This window comes from Streptomyces sp. NPDC093252 (genome assembly GCF_040683675.1).
In the GTDB taxonomy this organism is placed as follows: Bacteria; Actinomycetota; Actinomycetes; order Streptomycetales; family Streptomycetaceae; genus Streptomyces.
In genome coordinates, this window is sequence record NZ_JBFBEM010000006.1 from 293,937 (window position 1) to 313,506 (window position 19,570).

The following is a 19,570-nucleotide window of genomic DNA, read 5'->3' on the forward strand; positions in this document are numbered from 1 at the left end:
GTCCCCGCCCTGGGTTAGGTTGGGACCATGAACGCAGACGGCCGTACCCGGCTCAATCAGTCGCCCGAGTGGACCGCTCTGGCCAAGCACCGCGATCAGCTCGCGGATACCCATCTGCGGGATCTCTTCGCGGCCGACCCCGCGCGCGGCACCGATTACACCCTCCAGGTCGGCGATCTGCACGTCGACTACTCCAAGCACCTCGTCACCGGCGAGACGCTGCGGCTGCTGCGCGAGCTGGCCGCCGCCACCGATGTCTTCGGGCTGCGCGACGCCATGTTCCGCGGCGAGAAGATCAACACCACCGAGGACCGGGCCGTCCTGCACACCGCGCTGCGCGCCCCCCGGGACGCGGTGATCGAGGTCGACGGCGAGAACGTGGTCCCCAAGGTGCACGCCGTTCTCGACAAGATGGCGGGCTTCGCGGACCGGGTCAGGTCGGGGGAGTGGACCGGTCACACCGGCAAGCGGATCCGCACGGTGGTCAATGTCGGCATCGGCGGCTCCGACCTCGGCCCGGCCATGGCCCATGAGGTGCTGCGCGCCTTCACCGACCGGGATCTCACGGTCCGCTTCGTCTCCAATGTCGACGGCGCCGATCTGCACGAGGCGGTCCGCGACCTGGACCCGGCCGAGACGCTGTTCATCATCGCGTCCAAGACCTTCACCACCATCGAGACGGTCACCAACGCCACCTCCGCCCGCACCTGGCTGCTGGACGCGCTGGGCGACCCCGGTGCCGTGGCCAAGCACTTCGTCGCCCTCTCCACCAACGCCGAGAAGGTCGCCGACTTCGGCATCGACACGGCCAACATGTTCGAGTTCTGGGACTGGGTCGGTGGCCGCTACTCCTTCGACTCCGCCATCGGGCTCTCCCTGATGATCGCCGTCGGCCCGGACCGCTTCCGCGAGATGCTCGACGGTTTCCACCTCGTCGACGACCACTTCCGCACCGCCCCCGCCGAGTCCAACGTCCCCCTGCTGCTGGGCCTGCTGGGCATCTGGTACGGCAACTTCCACGACGCCCAGTCGCACACGGTGCTGCCGTACTCGCACTACCTCTCCAAGTTCACCGCCTATCTCCAGCAGCTCGACATGGAGTCCAACGGCAAGTCGGTGGACCGGCAGGGGCAGCCGGTCGACTGGCAGACCGGACCGGTGGTGTGGGGCACCCCGGGCACCAACGGGCAGCACGCCTATTACCAGTTGATCCACCAGGGCACCAAGCTGATCCCGGCGGACTTCATCGGCTTCGCCGAGCCGGTCGCCGAGCTGAGCGGCGAACTGCGGGCGCAGCACGATCTGCTGATGGCCAACTTCTTCGCCCAGACCCAGGCGCTGGCCTTCGGCAAGACCCCCGACGAGGTGCGCGCCGAGGGCGTCCCGGAGGAACTGGTCGCCCACAAGACGTTCCGGGGCGACCATCCGACGACCACGATCCTCGCCCGCGAGCTGACGCCGTCCGTGCTGGGCCAGTTGATCGCGCTGTACGAGCACAAGGTGTTCGTGCAGGGCGCGGTGTGGAACATCGACTCCTTCGACCAGTGGGGCGTGGAGCTGGGCAAGGTCCTCGCCCGGCGGATCGAGCCGGCCCTCACCGAGGGCGCCGAGGTGCCCGGCCTGGACCCGTCGACACGGGCCCTGGTGGCCACCTACCGCGCGCTGCGCGGCCGGGGCTGACGCGCCCCTGAGGCGGGCTCTCTCAGGCGACCGCGCTGAGGGAGTCCGCCAGTCTGCGCCGGGCCGCGCGGGCCGCGGGCAGCGCCGCCAGCGCGATGGCGCCCAGCACCGCGGCACCGGCCAGCAGAAGCAGCAGCGGACCGGGCGGGCCCTCGGCGATCCCGGCGCCGATCCCGCTGGAGCGGGCCTGGGCGTCGATCAGCCAGTGCGCCAGCGGCAGCCCGAGCCCCAGCCCCAGCACCACCGCGACCAGCGCCGTACAGCCCGTGGCGACCACCGTGATCGCGGTGATCTGGCGGGGGGACAGCCCGATGGCCTTCAGGGCGAGCAGATCGCGTTCGCCCTCGCGGACCGTGCCGCCGATGGTGGTGAGCAGTTCGATCAGCCCGATCAGCGCCAGCACCACGATCAGCCCCAGCACCACCCCGCGCAGGGTGGTCAGCCCGTCGGCCGGATTGGTCACCGTGTGCACATCGAGGTGGCCGTCCCCGGCGTCGGCGATCCGGGCGGCGACCACGTCCGGGTCGGCGCCGGGCGTGAGGCGCACCTGGTGCAGGGTCGGGCGCAGCGCCGGGTCGTTCTCGCGCAGGGTGTCCAGCGAGGCGGTGATCACCCGCCCGGCGTTCTCCGGCTCGATGCTGCGGCCCACGATGTGCAGCACCTGCGGCTGGTCGCCGACCGTCATCCGCACCCAGTCGCCCACCCGGACGTCCAGCAGGTCCAGCAGCCCCTGTCCGGCCACCGCCTCGTCCGGGCCGGTCGCCCGGCGGCCCTCGGCCAGGGTGTACGGGTAGGGGTCGGCGCGGGTGCCCAGGCCCCGCAGGGCGATGGTCGCGGTCTGCCCGGGGACCAGCGCGGCCACCTCGACGCCGGGGTAGGCGTCGGCGACCTCGGGGTCGCGGCCCAGCAGGGCGCGGGTGCCGGGCTCGGTGAGGGTGTTGTCGGCGCGGACGGTGAGCGCGGCGGGCAGTCCCACCCGCTCGGGCTCGCCGTGGAAGCGGTCGATGGTGGTCCAGGCGCTCAGCGCCACCACCATCAGCAGCAGCGGCAGGGTGAGCCGGCCGACCGTGGCCAGGGTGCGGGGGCGGCGGGTGAACGCGGTGTGCCAGCCCAGCACCAGCGCGGGCGGCAGCCGCAGCCCGAGCGCCCGGCGGGCCGCCCCGGACAGCCGCCCCCCGGTGGGCGCCGCCGGACGGGGCACCGGCACCGGCGGGATCCGCCCCGCCCGCCAGGCCGCGAGCCCGGTGGTGGCGCCGATGAACAGCACCGCCAGCGCGGGCGCCGCGAACAGGGTGACGGTGTGGCCGGGCATCCCCTGCCACACCCCGACCGCGTCCCCGAGCCGCCCCGGGATCCGGCTGCCCAGCAGCTCGGTGAGCCCGGCGGCGGCGAGCGCCCCGAGCAGCGCGTACGCCAGATGCTGGAGCAGATACACCCGGACCACCTGGGCCGGGGTGAAGCCGATCGCCTTCAGGACGGCGATGTCCCGCAGATGGCCCCGGATCCGGGTGCTGATCGCCCCGTGCACGGCGAGGCCCGCCGCGAACAGCGCGCCCAGCCCGAACAGCCCCAGCACCTGCCCGAGCAGCCGGTTGTCGCCCTGTGCCTCGGACTGGGCCTGCTGCCAGGTGGTCACCTCGCCGATCGCGCCCGCGCCCAGCACGGTGACCGCGCGCTGCACCGCGTACCCGGTGTCCTCGGGGTCGGTCAGGCGCAGGCCGATGGCCTGGCCGTCGGGGGCGGGGACGGCGGCCCGGGGTGCCCAGATCAGGCCGGGCTGCTCACCGGGCCGGTAGCGGGGCTCGGCGCTGTCGGCGACGCCGAGGACCCTCAGGGTGCGGGCGGTGCCGGGGAGGGTGAGGGTGTCGCCGGGTTCGGCGACCAGGGCGCGGGCGAGGCGGGTCTCCAGGACCACGCCCCGCGGGTCGGCGGGGTCGAGCCAGGTCCCGGCGGTCAGCAGCGGTCGGCCCACCTCGGGACGCCGGTCGACCCCGCGCAGCTCCACCGAGGCGCGCGCGCCGCGCGAGGCGACGGTGGTGGACGCGGTGGGGTAGGGCCCGGCGACGGACTCGACGCCGTCCTGCCGGGCGAGCAGGCCGGCGTCGGCGGAGACCGAGGTGTGCAGCCAGACATGGGCGCCGTTGGCCTGGGTGAAGGTGCGCTGCCAGGGGTTGGTGGCATAGCCGAAGAGGGCGGCGGCCAGCAGCAGGGAGGTGACGATGCCGGCCGTGGCCAGCACCAGGAACAGTGCCTCGCCGCGATGGGTCCGCAGATCGGAGTGCGTCCAGCGCACCATGGCTCGCACCGGCTCAGTCCTTCAGCTCCAGTACCCCGGATATCCCGGTGCCGCGCCGTTTCGCGGTGCCGTCCAGGGGGGCGTCGTCGGCTATCCGGCCGTCGAAGAAGCTGATCACCCGGTCCGCGGCGCTGGCGAGCCGGGCGTCATGGGTGACCAGCACGATCGTCTGGCCGCGCTGGTGGAAGCGGCTCAGCAGCCGGACGACCTCGCGGGTGCCCTTGCTGTCCAGGCTGCCGGCGGGTTCGTCGGCCAGCAGCAGCCGGGGCCGGTTGACCAGGGCGCGGGCGAGGGCGACGCGCTGCTGCTCACCGCCGGACAGCTCACCCGGCAGGGAGCGCTCCTTGCCGGTCAGGCCCAGTTCGGCGAGCAACTGCTCGCGCTCGGTGCGGGCCTGGCGCGCGGTCATCCCGGCGAGCAGCGCGGGCAGCTCCACATTGTCGGCGACCGACAGATTGGAGACCAGGTTGAAGAACTGGAAGACGATCCCGATGCGTTTGCGGCGCTTGATCGCCCAGCGGGCCTCGCTGAAGTCGGCGGTGCACTCGCCGTCCAGCCAGATGCACCCGGCGTCCGGGTGCTGGAGCCCGCCCAGCAGATGCAGCAGCGTGGACTTGCCGGCCCCGGACGGGCCGGTGATCGCGACGAACTCACCGCGCTCGACCCGCAGATCGACCCCGCGCACCGCGTGCGCCGGAGCCCCCTCGCCGTGATGGGTCTTGACCAGACCCTCGGCGCGCAGCACGGGCACGGCCTCGTCCGCGGCGGCCGGGGCCGGGCCGGGAGCGGCGTCGTCACTCACTCCAGCTCCTCCAGTTCTTCCTGGCACCTCTCCAGCCAGTCCAGGTCGGCCTGGAGGTGCAGCATGGCCCCCTCGATCAGCAACTGGGCCGTGCGGTTGTCCCGGTCCGCGCCGGTGGCCAGCTTGGAGAGGCTGCGCATGGTGTTGAGGTACTGGCGCCGCTGCTTGTTGATCAGGGCGATCTGGTCGGCGAGACCGGTCCGCGGGGCGAGCGCCAGCTTCATGAAGAACTCGTCGCGGATCCGGGGTTCGTCGGACACCTCGTCGTACCAGACGCGCAGCGCCTCCCGTCCGGCCTCGGTGAGGTGGTAGACCTTCTTGTTGGGCCGGCCGGCCTGCTCGACGTCCTCGCCCTCGATCAGTCCTGTTTTCTCCAGGCGTCCGAGGGTCACGTAGATCTGGCCGACGTTCGGCTGAGGGTACGCGGCACCCAGCAGTTGCTCAAGGTCCTGCTTCAGCTCGTATCCGTGGGCCGGGCCGCGGGCGAGCAGGGCCAGGAGGGGCAGCCGCACCAGCGCTCTCCTCCTCGCGTCCTAGGTGATGATGTGCCGCGGGACCGCCCCGTGGGGGCGGGCGGCGGAAGATTGACGACAGGCCCTAGTATCGCCCATACCTAACAGGTATACATGGCAGCGTCCGGGCGATGTGGCCCGGAAGGGTGCACCGGGAGGAACCTATGCGGTGGATACGGGCCGCGGGTAGGGGTCTTCTCGCGCTTGTCGTGGTCCTGACCGGCTACGCCGGCTCCGGGGCCCGCGCCGACGACGGGGCGGGGGACGGGCGCGGCCCGGTCACGCTGGCCACCGGCGGGGACCTCACCGGTTATCTGGGCGCGGTCCTGGACGGCTGGAACCGCAGCCATCCCGACGAGCGGGTCACCCTGGTCGAACTGCCCGATTCCTCGGACGAGACCTATGCGCAGATGCACACCGATCTGCGCGCCGGGGACCGCAGCCGGTTCGACGTCCTCAACATCGACGTGAACTGGACCTCCCAGTTCGCCGCGGCGGGCTGGATCCGCCCGCTGCCGCGCGAGGCGTTCCCGCTCGACACCTTCCTGCCCCCGGTCGTCGACACCGCGACCTACGACGGCCGGCTCTACGCGGTCCCCTATGTCACCAACGCCGGGCTGCTGCTCTACCGCGCCGACATCCTGGAGCGCGAGGGCCTGCCCCCGCCGCGCACCTGGGCCGAACTGGAGCGCTACGCCGAGACCCTGGGCCCGAAGTACGGCCTGGACGGCTACGCGGGCCAGTTCCTGCCCTACGAGGGGCTGACGGTGAACGCGGCCGAGGCGGTGTACTCGGCGGGCGGCACCATCCTCGGCGACGAGGGCGAGCGGGTCACCGTCGACTCCCAGGCGGCCCGCGAGGGGATCGGGTTCCTGGCGCGGGGCCTCGCGGAGGGCTGGATCCCCGAGGAGGCGCTGACCTGGAAGGAGGAGGAGTCCAAACAGGCGTTCCAGGACGGCGAACTGCTCTTCCTGCGCAACTGGCCCTACGCCTATGTCGCCGCCGCCGAGCCCGGCTCGCCGGTCGCCGGGAAGATCGGCGCGGTCCCGCTGCCCGGCCCCGACGGGCCCGGCACCAGTGTGCTGGGCGGCTCCAACCTCGCCGTCAGCAGCCATGCCGAGCACCCGGAGACGGCGGCCCGGCTGATCGCCTATCTCACCGGCGAGAGCGTCCAGCGCCAGGTCCTCACCCGGGGCGCGCTGCCCCCCGTACGGGCCGATCTCTACCGGGATCCGGAGCTGATCGCGGAGTTCCCCTATCTGCCGACCCTGCGGCAGAGCGTGCTGGCCGCCGCGCCGCGCCCCAAGAGCCCGCGCTACGACCAGGTGAGCCTGGCGGTGCAGGCGGTGATGCGGGACGCGCTGACGGGGCAGCAGACCCCGGCGGAGGCGGTCCGGCGGCTGGCCCGCGAGCTGGCGGCGGTCTCCGGCGGCTGACCGTCCCCGAACAGAGCGGCCCCCTTTCGACGATCGGAAGGGGTCTTAGTTACATGTTAGGTAACGCCAGGGTCTCAACTGCCCGTCGAATGCCCGAGTTCATCCCCATTTTGAACCCCAACTTCCGGGTAGTTTTCGCACACTCATTGACACCCGTACGACATGCTTACTTAACATGTATGCATAACGTCAGCACGCACAGACAGGCCAACTGGGGTGATTCAACCGACCCTCACGGGGCGCCACTGGTGGCGCGACGCAGTGATCTACCAGGTGTACGTCCGCAGTTTCCTGGACAGCACCGGGGACGGCATCGGCGATCTGGCCGGAGTTCGCGCCGGACTTCCCTACCTCCGCAAGCTCGGGGTGGACGGGATCTGGCTCAGCCCGTTCTATCCCTCGCCGCAGCACGACCACGGCTACGACGTCGCCGCCTACCAGGACGTGGACCCGCTCTTCGGCGACCTCGCCGAGTTCGACCTGCTGATGTCCGCGGCCCGCAAGATCGGCATCAAGGTCCTGCTGGACATCGTCCCCAACCACTGCTCCGTGGAGCACCACTGGTTCAAGGCCGCGCTCGCGGCGGCGCCGGGCAGCATCGAGCGCGCCCGGTTCCACTTCGCCGACGGCCGCGGCCCGGACGGCTCGGAGCCGCCGAACAACTGGCACGCCATGTTCGGCGGTCCCGCCTGGACCCGGGTCACCGAGTCCGACGGCACCCCCGGCCAGTGGTACCTGCACATGTTCACCCCCGAACAGCCCGACTGGAACTGGCGCAACCCCGAGGTGCCCGAGGAGTTCGAGGGCGTCCTGCGGTTCTGGCTCGACAAGGGCGTCGACGGCTTCCGCATCGATGTCGCCGCCGGCCTCTACAAGCACCCCGACCTGCCCGACTCCGACGACCCCGAGGCCGACGCCCGCACCCGCGACTCGGTCAACCCGCTCGCCTGGAACCAGCCCGAGGTCCACGACGTCTGGCGCCACTGGCGGTCGGTCTGCGACGAGTACGCCGCCCGCGACGGCCACGAGCGCCTCCTGGTCGGCGAGGTCTCCGTGCCCACCGCCCGCGAACACGCCCTGTACGTCCGCCCCGACGAACTCCACCAGGCGTTCTTCTTCGACCTGCTCGGCGCCCCCTGGGACGCCGACTCGTTCCGCAAGGTCATCTCCGAGGCCATGCAGGACATCGCCGGCACCGGCTCCACCGTCACCTGGGTGCTCAACAACCACGACCAGGTCCGCACCGTCACCCGCTACGGCGGTCCCAGCACCGAGGGCAGCGGCCTGGGCCCGGCCCGAGCCCGCGCCGCTGCCCTCCTCATGCTGGCCCTGCCCGGCGCCGCCTACATCTACCAGGGCGAGGAACTGGGCCTGCCCGAGGTCGACGACCTGCCCGACGAGTCGATCACCGACCCGATCTTCCGGCGCACCGGCAGCCGGGCCCGGATCCGCGACGGCTGCCGCGTGCCGCTGCCCTGGTCCGGCCAGGCGTCGCCGTTCGGCTTCACCTCCGGGGCGGGCGCCGCCAAGCCCTGGCTGCCCCAGCCCGACTACTTCGCCGAGTACGCCACCGACCGGGCGCTGGCCGACACCAGCTCCTTCTGGCACCTGTACCGCGACGGTCTCCAACTGCGCGCCGCGCTGCCCCAACTGGGGGAGGGCGCACTGCGCTGGATCGACCGGCAGCCCGGCGTCCTCGCCTTCGAACGGGGCGACGGCCTGGTCTGCGCCGTCAACTTCACCACCGCACCCGTGGCCGCGCCGGTCTCCGGCACTCCACTGCTCTCCAGCGGCCCCTGCCCGGCAGGCGTCCTGCCCGGCTCCACCGCCGCCTGGTGGCTGAGCGACCAGTGAGCCACCACTGGCCGCCCGGCGTCCGACACCGATCACTCGGCGTCACCCGCATATCCGCCGAAGGGATATCAACGATGATACGACCCCGCACCACCCTCCTCACCGGTTGCACCGCGCTCGTCCTGGCGGTCACCCTCACCGCCTGCGGCAGTGACGGTGATGTCTCCGCGGGCGGCGGCGACAAGCCGCTCAGCGGCCAGACCGTCTCCGTCGCCGGTGTCTGGTCCGGCACCGAGCAGCAGAACTTCCAGAAGGTGCTGGACGCCTTCACCGAGAAGACCGGCGCGAAGACCGAGTTCGTCTCCACCGGCGACAATGTCTCCACCGTCGTCGGCTCCAAGATCGAGGGCGGCAACGCCCCCGACGTGGTGATGGTCCCCCAGGTCGGTGTGCTCCAGCAGTTCGCCCAGGAGGGCTGGCTCCAGGAGCTGTCCAAGACCGCGCAGGATTCCCTCACCAGCAATTTCGCACCGGTGTGGAAGAACTACGGCGCCGTCGACGGCACCTCCTACGGCGTCTACTTCAAGGCCGCCCACAAGTCCACCGTCTGGTACAGCCCCGACGCCCTCACCCAGGCCGGTGTCGAGGCCCCCGCCACCTACGACGAGCTGCTGGAGGCCGGGCGGACCGTCTCCGACTCCGGGCTCGCCGCGTTCGCGGTCGCCGGCCAGGACGGCTGGACCCTCACCGACTGGTTCGAGAACATCTACCTCTCCCAGGCCGGCCCCGAGAAGTACGACGCCCTCGCCGCGCACGAGCTGAAGTGGACCGACGCCTCGGTGGTCACCGCGCTCACCACCCTCGGCGAGCTGTTCAAGGACAAGCAGCTCATCGCGGGCGGCCAGAACGGCGCCCTGAACACCGACTTCCCCGGCTCGGTCGAGAAGGTCTTCGGCCCCCAGCCCGAGGCCGGCATGGTCTACGAGGGCGACTTCGTGGCCGCCGTCGCCAAGGACGAGTACGGCAAGGTCATCGGCGAGGACGCCAACTTCTTCCCGTTCCCCGCGGTGGACGGCGGCAAGGCGCCGGTGGTCAGCGGCGGCGACGCGGCCGTGGTCATCAAGGAGGGCAAGAACCAGGAGGCCGGTATGGCCTTCGTGGAGTGGCTGGCCACCCCGGAGGCCGCCGAGGTCTGGGCCGGGCTGGGCGGCTACCTCTCCCCGAACAAGTCCCTGGACCTCGCCGCCTACGGCGACGACGTCACCCGCGCCACCGCCAAGTCCCTGATCGACGCGGGCGACGCGGTCCGGTTCGACATGTCCGACCAGGCCCCCGCGGCCTTCGGCGGCACCAAGGGCGCGGGTGAGTGGAAGATCCTCCAGGACTTCCTGCGCGACCCGTCCGACCCCACCGCGACCGCCGGGCAGCTCGAGGACGCGGCGGCCAAGGCGTACCAGGACTGATCGTGACCGCCACCCTCGTGAAAGAGGCGGGCACCCCCCCGCCGCCGGACCCCGCCGCGGAGCACTCGCGGCGGGCCCGGCGGCGGGGCCGGACCGCCGCCCTGCTCTTCGTCCTGCCCGCCCTGCTCCTGCTCGGCGCCCTGGTCGTCTACCCGGTGCTGTACTCCCTCGGCCGCAGTCTCTTCGACGCCGCCGGCAGCAGCTTCATCGGCGTGGACAACTACGCGGAGATCTTCCGCGACCCCGTCACCCTCAAGGCGCTGCGCAACACCGCGATCTGGGTCGTCGTCGCCCCGGTGATGCTCACCGGCCTCGGACTGATCCTCGCCGTGCTGGTGGAGAAGATCCGCTGGGCGACCGCGTTCAAGCTGCTGATGTTCATGCCGATGGCGGTCTCCTTCCTCGCCGCCGGCATCATCTTCCGCCTGGCCTACGACGAGGATCCCGACAAGGGCGTCCTGAACGCGGCGGTCGTCGCCGTCCACGACACCTTCTCCGACACCTCGTCCTACCCCACCGCCCGCGCCCGTGAGGGCCAGGGACTCACCCAGGGCCAGGACGGCTCGTACACCACCGAACAGGCCGTCTCCCCGGGCAGCACCAGCGCGCTCGGCCTGGTCGGGGTGCTGCCCCGGGACCTCCCCGAGGGCTCGGCCCCCGCCGGCACGGCCGCCGCCGAGAGCGCCGCTCCCGACGAACTGCGCGGCGTGGTCTACCTGGACTTCACCGCCGGCGGCGGCGGACAGCAGGGCCAGGTCGACGACGGGGAGAGCGGACTGCCCGGTCTGACCGTGGAGGCGGTACGCGACGGCAGTACCGTCGCCCGTACCACCACCGGCGACGACGGGTCGTTCCGCTTCACCGGCCTCGACAGCGGCAGCTACCAGCTCCGGCTGCCCGAGTCCAACTTCGCCGCGGCCTACGACGGCATCTCCTGGCTCGGCCCGACCCTGGTCACCCCGGCCATCATCGGCGCCTATCTGTGGATCTGGACCGGCTTCTCCATGGTGCTGATCGGCGCCGGGCTCTCCACCCTGCCCCGGGACGCGCTGGAGGCCGCCCGGATCGACGGGGCCAGCGAGTGGCAGATCTTCCGGAAGATCACCGTGCCGCTGCTCGCGCCCACCCTGACCGTCGTCTTCGTCACCCTGGTCATCAATGTGATGAAGGTCTTCGACCTGGTCTACATCATCGCGCCGGGACCGGTGCAGGAGGACGCGACCGTACTCGCCTCGCAGATGTGGCTGGTCTCCTTCGGCGGCGGCAACGACCAGGGCCTCGGCAGCGCGCTCGGCGTCCTGCTCCTGCTGCTGGTGATCCCGGCGATGGTCTTCAACGTCCGCCGCTTCCGAAGGAGTCAGTGATGAACGCCATCCGGCGCGTACTGGGCAGCGCCGTCGTCCAGGCGTTCCTCGTGGTCGTCGCCCTGGTCTGGATGACCCCGCTCGCCGGGCTCTTCCTCTCCTCGCTCAGGTCCGCCGAGGACACCGCGAACGGCGGCTGGTGGACCGTGTTCACCAGCCCGGGGCAGTTGTCCTTCGACAACTACTCGGCCCTGCTGGACAACTCCGGGATCACCCAGGCGTTCTTCAACACCATTCTGATCTCGGTCCCGGCGACCCTGCTGGTCGTGATGATCGCCGCACTCGCCGGATATGCCTTCGCCTGGCTGGACTTCCCGTTCCGTGACGGGATCTTCCTGCTGGTCGTGGCGATGCTGGTGGTGCCGGTGCAGATCGGTCTGCTGCCGGTCGCCAAGCTCTTCGGCCAGCTCGGACTGTTCGGCACCATCCCGGGCGTCGTCCTCTTCCATGTCGCCTACGGACTGCCGTTCGCGGTGTTCCTGCTGCGCAACTACTTCGCGGAGATCCCGAAGGAGATGCTGGAGGCGGCCCGGATGGACGGCGGCACCGAGTGGCGGATCTTCACCCGGCTGGTGCTGCCGGTGGGCAAGCCGGCCATCGCCAGCCTCGCCATCTTCCAGTTCCTCTGGGTCTGGAACGACATGCTGGTGGCGCTGCTCTTCGCCGACACGTCCTCGCAGCCGCTGACGGTGGCGCTCCAGTCGCAGATCCGGCAGTTCGGCAGCAATATCGACGTCCTCGCCCCCGGCGCGTTCCTCTCGCTGGTGGTGCCCGTCGTGGTGTTCTTCGCCTTCCAGCGCCACTTCGTCCAGGGCGTCATGGCGGGCTCGGTCAAGTAGACCGGCCCGCGTCCCGACTCCCCACCGGCGTCCACCTCCCATGCCGGCGCCGATGGGGGAACGAGGGCGCCGGGCCCGTCCGAAAGCGGCGGACGGGCCCGGCGTTCCACACAGCACCACAGCACCGAAGCACCATGGCACCGAAGAACCACCGCACTGCAAGAACTACCGCACCACCGAACCACAGCAGTACCGACCGGTGAAGCGCGTCGGGCCCGTTCGAAGCGGCGGGCGGGCCCGGCGACCGTCACCGTGTGTGCCGGGAGCGCCCGAAGCGGCGGACGCACCCGAACCCGGTGACCGAGCCGGGCTCCCCGAAGCGGCGGGGGGCCCGGTATCGGTCGCCCGGACAGAGTAGCCCCCGCCGGGCCGGTATCACGGCTTTCGCCGCCGAACCGTTGTCAATCCGGCGTCAGGGCGTGGCCGGCGGGTACAGCGCCCGCGGCAACTGCGAGGCCGCCGCCGAGTCCAGCAGCCACAGCGTGCGGGCCCGGCCCCGGGCCCCGGCCGCCGGCGCCTGGATCTCGCCCGCGCCCGACAGCGCGATGGCCGCCGCGTTCGCCTTGTCCGCGCCGGCCGCCAGCAGCCACACCTCACGGGCCGCCCGGATCGCCGGCAGGGTCAGCGACACCCGGACCGGCGGCGGCTTGGGAGCCCCGTGCACACCGACCACCGTGCGGTCCGTCTCCCGCACCGCGGGCAGCTCGGGAAACAGGGAGGCCACATGCGTATCCGGCCCGACACCCAGCAGCAGGACGTCGAACGAGGGCACCGCGCCATGGTTCTCCGGCCCGGAGGCCGCCGCCAGCTCCGCCGCGTAGGCGGCTGCCGCCGCGTCCACGTCCGACCCGAACGGACCGTCCGACGCGGGCATTGGGTGCACGCGCTTCGGGTCCAGCGGCACGGAGTCGAGCAGCGCGGCGCGGGCCTGGGTGACATTGCGCTCCGGGTCGCCCTCGGGCAGATAGCGCTCGTCGCCCCACCACAGGTCCAGCCGCGTCCAGTCCACCGCGTCCCGGGCGGGCGAGGAGGCGAGCGCGGCCAGCAGGCCGTTGCCGTTGCGGCCCCCGGTGAGCACCACCGACGCGGCGCCCCGGGACGCCTGGGCGTCGACGATCCGGGTGATCAGCCGGGCCGCGGCGGCCTCGGCCATCAGCTCCTTGTCGCGGTGCACCACGAGCTGCGGGGTGCTCACTTGGCCGCCGCCTTCTTGGCCGGGGCCTTCTTCCGGGCGGCCGGCTTGACGGGCGCGGCCTCCTCGACGGGCGCCGACTCCGGCGCCGACTCCGACTCCGACTCCGGCTTCGGCGCCGGTTCCGGCTCCGCGGCGGGAGCCGCCGACGCGTTCAGCCGCTCCACCCCGAACCGCAGCGCGGACGCGTAGGTGTCGTCCGGGTCGAGCCGCCGCAGCTCCTCGGCGATCAGCTCGGCCGTCTCCCGGCGCTTCAGCGCCACCGCCCGGTCCGGCTGCCCGTCGATCGACAGGGTGGCCAGCGAACCGTCCGCCCGGTCCAGCACGATCGGCCCGCAGTCGGTCTGCATCCGTACGGCGGTCAGCCCGGGACCGCCCGACAGCGAGCGCCTCACGGGCACGTCCAGCTTGTCCGCGAGCCACATCGCCAGCAGCTCGCAGCTCGGGTTGAACTCCTCGCCCTCGACCTCGACCCCGGTGACCTCGCACACCACCTGGTCCAGGGCTGCCGCCAGCATCGAGCGCCAGGGCGTGATCCGGGTCCAGGACAGATCGGTGTCGCCGGGGGTGTAGGTCCCGGCCCGCTCGGACAGCTCCCTGACCGGCTGCTCGGCCGCGTAGGTGTCGGTGACCCGGCGCTGGGCGAGGGCGCCCAGCGGGTCGGCGGCCGGGTCGAGCGGCGCGCCCGCCGGCCACCACACGACCACCGGGGCGTCGGGGAGCAGCAGCGGCAGCACCACCGACTGGGCGTGGTCGCCGACCTCGCCGTACAGCCGGAGCACCACGGTCTCGCCGGTGCCCGCGTCCGCGCCGACCCGCACCTCGGCGTCCAGCTTGGACCGGGTGCGCTCGCGCGGGGTGCGGGCGTGCCGCTTGATCACCACCAGCTTGCGCGAGGGGTGCTCGCGCGAGGCGTCGTTCGCGGCGCGCTGGGCGTCGTAGGCGTTCTCCTCGTCGGTGACGATGACAAGGGTGAGGACCATGCCGACGGCGGGGGTGCCGACCGCGCGGCGGCCCTGCACCAGCGCCTTGTTGACCTTGCTGGCCGTGGTGTCGGTGAGGTCTATCTTCATGGCCGGCGCCAGCTCCGTCCGTCTCGTTCGAGCATCTCGTCCGCCTCGATGGGGCCCCAGGTGCCCGACGGGTACTGCGCGGGCCTGCCGCTCGCGTCCCAGTACTCCTCGATCGGGTCGAGGATCTTCCAGGACAGCTCGACCTCCTCGGTGCGCGGGAAGAGGTTGGAGTCGCCGAGCAGCACATCCAGGATCAGCCGCTCGTACGCCTCCGGGCTGGACTCCGTGAAGGACTCGCCGTACGCGAAGTCCATGGAGACGTCCCGGATCTCCATCGAGGTGCCCGGCACCTTGGAGCCGAAGCGGACGGTGACGCCCTCGTCGGGCTGGACCCGGATGACGATGGCGTTCTGCCCGAGTTCCTCGGTGGCGGTGGTGTCGAAGGGGGAGTGCGGGGCGCGCTGGAAGACCACCGCGATCTCGGTGACCCGGCGGCCGAGGCGCTTGCCGGTGCGCAGATAGAAGGGGACGCCCGCCCAGCGGCGGTTGTCGATCTCCAGCTTCACGGCCGCGTAGGTGTCGGTGGTGGAGGAGGCGTCGATGCCGTCCTCCTCCAGATAGCCGACGGCCTTCTCGCCGCCCTGCCAGCCCGCCGCGTACTGGGCGCGCACGGTGTCCCGGCCCAGGTCGCGGGGGAGCCGGACCGCGCCGAGCACCTTGGTCTTCTCGGCGGCCAGCGCGTCCGCGTCGAAGGAGGCGGGCTCCTCCATGGCGGTGAGCGCCAGGAGCTGGAGGAGGTGGTTCTGGATGACATCGCGGGCGGCGCCGATGCCGTCGTAGTAGCCGGCCCGGCCGCCGATGCCGATGTCCTCGGCCATGGTGATCTGGACATGGTCCACGAAGGACCGGTTCCAGATCGGTTCGAACATGGTGTTGGCGAAGCGCAGCGCCAGGATGTTCTGGACGGTCTCCTTGCCCAGGTAGTGGTCGATCCGGAACACCTGGTCCGGGGCGAACACCTCGTGGACGACCTTGTTGAGCTGCTCGGCGGAGGCCAGATCGTGGCCGAACGGCTTCTCGATCACCGCGCGCCGCCAGGAGCCGTTCGTCTGGTCGGCGAGCTGGTGCTTCTTGAGCTGCTGGATGACCACCGGGAAGGAGCGCGGCGGCACCGAGAGATAGAAGGCGAAGTTGCCTCCGGTGCCCTGGGCCTTGTCCAGCTCGTCGATGGTGTCGCGGAGCCGCTCGAACGCCTCGTCGTCGTCGAAGGTGCCCTGCACGAAGCGCATCCCCTGGATGAGCTGCTGCCAGACCTCCTCCCGGAACGGGGTGCGGGCGTGCTCCTTGACGGCGTCGTGGACCTCCTGGGCGAAGTCCTCGTTCTGCCACTCGCGGCGGGCGAACCCGACCAGCGAGAAGCCGGGCGGCAGCAGACCCCGGTTCGCGAGGTCGTACACCGCGGGCATCAGCTTCTTCCGGGACAAATCGCCCGTGACGCCAAAGATCACCAGGCCCGACGGCCCCGCGATACGCGGGAGCCGTCGGTCGGCGGGGTCACGAAGCGGGTTCGCTCCGCTACCGGTAACCGGGGACAAGGTGTCAGCCCTCCGAAGGGGCGAGGCGCTTGAGTACCGCCTCGGTCGAGGCCAGCAGTTCGTTCCAGGACGCCTCGAACTTCTCGACGCCCTCGTCCTCCAGCACCTGGACCACGTCGTCGTAGGCGATCCCGAGCTTCTCGACGGCGTCCAGCTCGGCGCGCGCCTGCCCATAGGTCCCGGCGATCGTGTTCCCGGTGATCACACCGTGGTCGGCGGTGGCGTCCAGGGTGGCCTCCGGCATGGTGTTCACCGTGTTCGGCGCCACCAGCTCGTCCACGTACAGGGTGTCCTTGTACGCGGGGTCCTTCACCCCGGTCGACGCCCACAGCGGACGCTGCTTGTTCGCGCCCGCCTTCTCCAGCGCCGCCCAGCGGTCGGTGCCGAACACCTCCTCGTACGCCTGGTAGGCGAGGCGGGCGTTGGCGACGGCGGCCCTGCCGCGCAGCGCCTTCGCGTCATCGGTGCCCAGGGCCTCCAGCCGCTTGTCGATCTCGGTGTCCACCCGGGACACGAAGAACGAGGCCACCGAGTGGATCAGGGACAGGTCCAGGCCCTTGGCCCGCGCCTGCTCCAGACCCGCCAGATAGGCGTCCATCACCTCGCGGTAGCGCTCCAGCGAGAAGATCAGCGTCACATTCACGCTGATGCCGTTGCCGATCACCTCGGTGATGGCCGGCAGGCCCGCCTTCGTCGCCGGGATCTTGATCAGGGTGTTGGGCCGGTCCACCAGCCAGGCGAGCTGCTTGGCCTCGGCGACCGTCGCCACGGTGTGGTGGGCGAGACGGGGGTCCACCTCGATGGAGACCCGGCCGTCCTGCCCGCCCGTCGCGTCGAACACCGGGCGCAGGATGTCGGCGGCGTCCCGGACGTCCGCCGTGGTGATCATCCGCACGGCTTCCTCGACGGTCACCTTCCGGGCGGCCAGATCGGTGAGCTGCTGCTCATAGCCGTCGCCGCTGCTGATCGCCTTCTGGAAGATCGTCGGGTTGGTGGTGACCCCGACGACATGGCTCTGGTCGATCAGCTCGGCCAGATTGCCGGACGTGATCCGCTTGCGCGACAGATCGTCCAGCCAGATCGCGACGCCTTCCTCGGAGAGGCGCTTCAGTGCGTCCGTCATGAAAAATGCATCTCCTACGTGTCGTATGTCAGCGTCAGCGCCCGGCGGCGGCGTTCGATTCCCGTACGGCGGCCAGCGATTCCCGGGCCTTCGCGGCGATGTTCTCCGCCGTGAAGCCGAACTCCTCGAACAGCACCTTGCCGTCCGCGGACGCGCCGAAGTGCTCCAGCGAGACGATCCGCCCGGCGTCCCCGACATACCGGTACCAGGTCAGCCCGATCCCCGCCTCGACGGCCACCCGCGCCCGCACCGACGCCGGGAGCACACTCTCCCGGTACGCCGCGTCCTGCTCCTCGAACCACTCCACCGACGGCATCGACACCACCCGGGTGGCCACCCCCTCGGCCTCCAGCGCCTCGCGCGCCCCGACGGCCAGATGCACCTCGGAGCCGGTCGCGATCAGGATCACCTCCGGCGTGCCCGACCCCGCCTCGGCCAGCACGTAACCGCCGCGCGCCGCGTCCTCGTTGTGCGGGTAGACCGGCACGCCCTGCCGGGTCAGCGCCAGCCCGTGCGGGGCGCCCTTGCCGAACTCCTTGGTGTACCGGCGCAGGATCTCCCGCCAGGCGAGCGCCGTCTCATTGGCGTCGGCCGGGCGGACGATGTTCAGCCCCGGGATCGCCCGCAGCGACGCCAGATGCTCCACCGGCTGGTGCGTCGGGCCGTCCTCGCCGAGCCCGATCGAGTCGTGCGTCCACACGAACGTCACCGGCAGATGCATCAGCGCCGACAGCCGCACCGCGTTGCGCATGTAGTCGGAGAACACCAGGAACGTGCCGCCGTAGATCCGCGTGTTGCCGTGCAGCGCGATCCCGTTCATCTCCGCGCCCATCGAGTGCTCGCGGATCCCGAAGTGGATCGTCCGGCCGTACGGGTCGGCCTCCGGCAGCGGGTTGTCCGCCGGGAGGAACGACGACGTCTTGTCGATGGTGGTGTTGTTGGAGCCCGCCAGGTCGGCCGAGCCGCCCCACAGCTCCGGGATCACCGCGCCGAGCGCCTGGAGCACCTTGCCGGACGCGGCCCGGGTGGCGACCCCCTTGCCCGCCTCGAAGACCGGGATCTTCTCCTCCCAGCCGGTCGGCAGCTCACCGGCGGCGATCCGGTCGAACTCGGCCGCCCGCTCCGGGTTGTTGTCCCGCCACTCCTGGAACGACTTCTCCCACTCGGCGCGCGCCTGCCGGCCCCGCTCCACCGCGCCCCGGGTGTGGGTGATCACGGCGTCGGAGACCTCGAAGGACCGCTCCGGGTCGAAGCCCAGCACCCGCTTGGTCGCCGCGACCTCCTCGTCGCCCAGCGCCGAGCCGTGCGCGGCCTCGGTGTTCTGGGCGTGCGGGGCGGGCCAGGCGATGATCGAGCGCATCGCGATGAACGACGGCCGGTCGGTGACCTGCTTGGCCGCCTCGATCGCGTTGTAGATCGCGTGCGGGTCCAGGTCCCCGTCCGGCGTCGGCGCGACCCGCTGGACGTGCCAGCCGTACGCCTCGTACCGCTTCACCGTGTCCTCGGAGACCGCGGTCTCGGTGTCGCCCTCGATCGAGATGTGGTTGTCGTCCCAGAGCAGCACCAGATTGCCGAGCTTCTGGTGGCCGGCCATCGAGGACGCCTCGGCGGAGATGCCCTCCTGGAGGCAGCCGTCCCCGGCGATGCAGTAGACGAAGTGGTCGAAGGGCGACTCGCCCCCGGCCGCGTCCGGGTCGAAGAGACCGCGCTCGTAGCGCGCGGCCATCGCCATGCCCACCGCGTTGGCGACCCCCTGGCCCAGCGGCCCGGTCGTGGTCTCCACCCCGGTGGTGTGCCCGTACTCGGGGTGCCCCGGGGTCTTCGAGCCCCAGGTGCGGAACGCCTTCAGATCATCCAGCTCCAGTCCGAAACCGGCCAGGTAGAGCTGGGTGTAGAGGGTCAGCGACGAATGTCCGGCGGACAGCACGAAGCGGTCCCGCCCGACCCAGTCGGCGTCCGCCGGGTCGTGCCGCATCACCTTCTGGAAGAGGGTGTACGCGGCGGGCGCGAGGCTCATGGCCGTACCGGGATGGCCGTTACCGACCTTCTGTACGGCGTCGGCGGCCAGGACACGGGCCGTGTCGACGGCCCGCTGGTCCACATCGGTCCAGTCGAGGTCTGTGGTGGTCGGCTTGGTGCTCACCCTGAGTCAGGGCTCCTCTCCACATGTCACGCATGTCGCATGCCGGTGCATCGGGCACCCGGCCGCTGTCGAGCCTACCCTTGCGCGTACCGGCCCTTTCCGCCTCGTTTCCAGACTGCCGGGACTTCCCGCGATCCGCCTCCCGGCCGCGCCGGGCGTACCCCCGGCACCTGAATACGGGCCCGCTCGTCCGTGCACTCAACGGAGCGGACCCCGGCTCACCCCGCACCGCCGCCGAGCCGTCCGGGGGCACCCTCGGACACGACCCCACCCCCGCGAATGTCCGGGTCTGGGCAACGTCTACAGTGCAGTGGTACG

The 19,570-nt window shown here is 71.5% G+C and carries 14 protein-coding genes; 6 read left to right on the top strand and 8 right to left on the bottom strand.

From position 1 onward, the window contains the following. The first annotated feature begins 27 nt into the window (after positions 1–27). Entirely contained in the window at positions 28–1,680 is a 1,653-nt protein-coding gene (pgi, locus tag AB0O01_RS15250) for a glucose-6-phosphate isomerase (protein ID WP_365313523.1), read from the top strand. A 22-nt stretch (positions 1,681–1,702) separates the two neighbouring features. Here pgi and AB0O01_RS15255 read toward each other — a convergent pair whose 3' ends face one another. The 3 genes from AB0O01_RS15255 to AB0O01_RS15265 are packed head-to-tail and all read right to left on the bottom strand — an operon-like array spanning position 1,703 to position 5,290. Continuing rightward, on the bottom strand, positions 1,703–3,985 hold the full coding sequence (locus AB0O01_RS15255; RefSeq protein WP_365313524.1) for an FtsX-like permease family protein: 2,283 nt from the start codon (positions 3,983–3,985) through the stop codon (positions 1,703–1,705). Between the two features lie 4 nt (positions 3,986–3,989). Next, positions 3,990–4,778, bottom strand: a complete 789-nt coding sequence (locus tag AB0O01_RS15260; protein WP_365313526.1) for an ABC transporter ATP-binding protein — start codon at positions 4,776–4,778, stop codon at positions 3,990–3,992. Further along, complete coding sequence (locus tag AB0O01_RS15265; protein ID WP_365313528.1) at positions 4,775–5,290, bottom strand: PadR family transcriptional regulator; 516 nt, start codon at positions 5,288–5,290, stop codon at positions 4,775–4,777. The genes AB0O01_RS15260 and AB0O01_RS15265 overlap by 4 nt, the downstream gene beginning before the upstream one ends. A 164-nt stretch (positions 5,291–5,454) precedes the next feature. Here AB0O01_RS15265 and AB0O01_RS15270 point away from each other — a divergent pair, with 164 nt between their 5' ends. The 5 genes from AB0O01_RS15270 (at position 5,455) to AB0O01_RS15290 (ending at position 12,186) form a co-directional block, all read left to right on the top strand. Next, on the top strand, positions 5,455–6,726 hold the full coding sequence (locus AB0O01_RS15270) for an ABC transporter substrate-binding protein (RefSeq protein ID WP_365313529.1): 1,272 nt from the start codon (positions 5,455–5,457) through the stop codon (positions 6,724–6,726). A 261-nt stretch (positions 6,727–6,987) separates the two neighbouring features. Continuing rightward, positions 6,988–8,580 carry a glycoside hydrolase family 13 protein gene (locus AB0O01_RS15275; RefSeq protein ID WP_365313531.1) on the top strand — a complete coding sequence of 531 codons (1,593 nt, stop codon included), beginning with the start codon at positions 6,988–6,990 and terminating at the stop codon, positions 8,578–8,580. Between the two features lie 74 nt (positions 8,581–8,654). Next, positions 8,655–9,983, top strand: coding sequence for an ABC transporter substrate-binding protein (locus AB0O01_RS15280; protein ID WP_365313533.1), 1,329 nt, complete (start codon positions 8,655–8,657; stop codon positions 9,981–9,983). Positions 9,984–9,985: 2 nt separating this feature from the next. After that, entirely contained in the window at positions 9,986–11,347 is a 1,362-nt protein-coding gene (locus tag AB0O01_RS15285; protein WP_365313534.1) for an ABC transporter permease subunit, read from the top strand. Next, entirely contained in the window at positions 11,347–12,186 is an 840-nt protein-coding gene (locus AB0O01_RS15290) for a carbohydrate ABC transporter permease (protein ID WP_365313536.1), read from the top strand. The genes AB0O01_RS15285 and AB0O01_RS15290 overlap by 1 nt, the downstream gene beginning before the upstream one ends. A 412-nt stretch (positions 12,187–12,598) precedes the next feature. On the opposite strand, the gene pgl is transcribed toward AB0O01_RS15290, so the two are convergent. From pgl to tkt, 5 genes are read right to left on the bottom strand one after another with little or no spacing between them, the layout of a single operon-like run. Further along, positions 12,599–13,381: a 6-phosphogluconolactonase gene (gene pgl / locus AB0O01_RS15295; RefSeq protein ID WP_365313538.1), complete on the bottom strand. Its 783-nt coding sequence runs from the start codon at positions 13,379–13,381 to the stop codon at positions 12,599–12,601. Then, a complete protein-coding gene (opcA, locus tag AB0O01_RS15300) occupies positions 13,378–14,451 on the bottom strand; it encodes a glucose-6-phosphate dehydrogenase assembly protein OpcA (protein WP_365313540.1) in 1,074 nt (357 codons plus the stop codon). Before opcA ends, pgl begins: the two co-directional genes overlap by 4 nt. Next, the gene (zwf, locus tag AB0O01_RS15305; RefSeq protein WP_365313542.1) at positions 14,448–15,986 is read right to left on the bottom strand and encodes a glucose-6-phosphate dehydrogenase; all 1,539 of its coding nucleotides are present in this window, start codon (positions 15,984–15,986) and stop codon (positions 14,448–14,450) included. Before zwf ends, opcA begins: the two co-directional genes overlap by 4 nt. A 4-nt stretch (positions 15,987–15,990) precedes the next feature. After that, on the bottom strand, positions 15,991–17,109 hold the full coding sequence (tal, locus tag AB0O01_RS15310) for a transaldolase (RefSeq protein WP_365313544.1): 1,119 nt from the start codon (positions 17,107–17,109) through the stop codon (positions 15,991–15,993). Between the two features lie 34 nt (positions 17,110–17,143). Then, positions 17,144–19,252, bottom strand: coding sequence for a transketolase (gene tkt, locus AB0O01_RS15315; RefSeq protein ID WP_365313546.1), 2,109 nt, complete (start codon positions 19,250–19,252; stop codon positions 17,144–17,146). Positions 19,253–19,570: the final 318 nt, after the last annotated feature.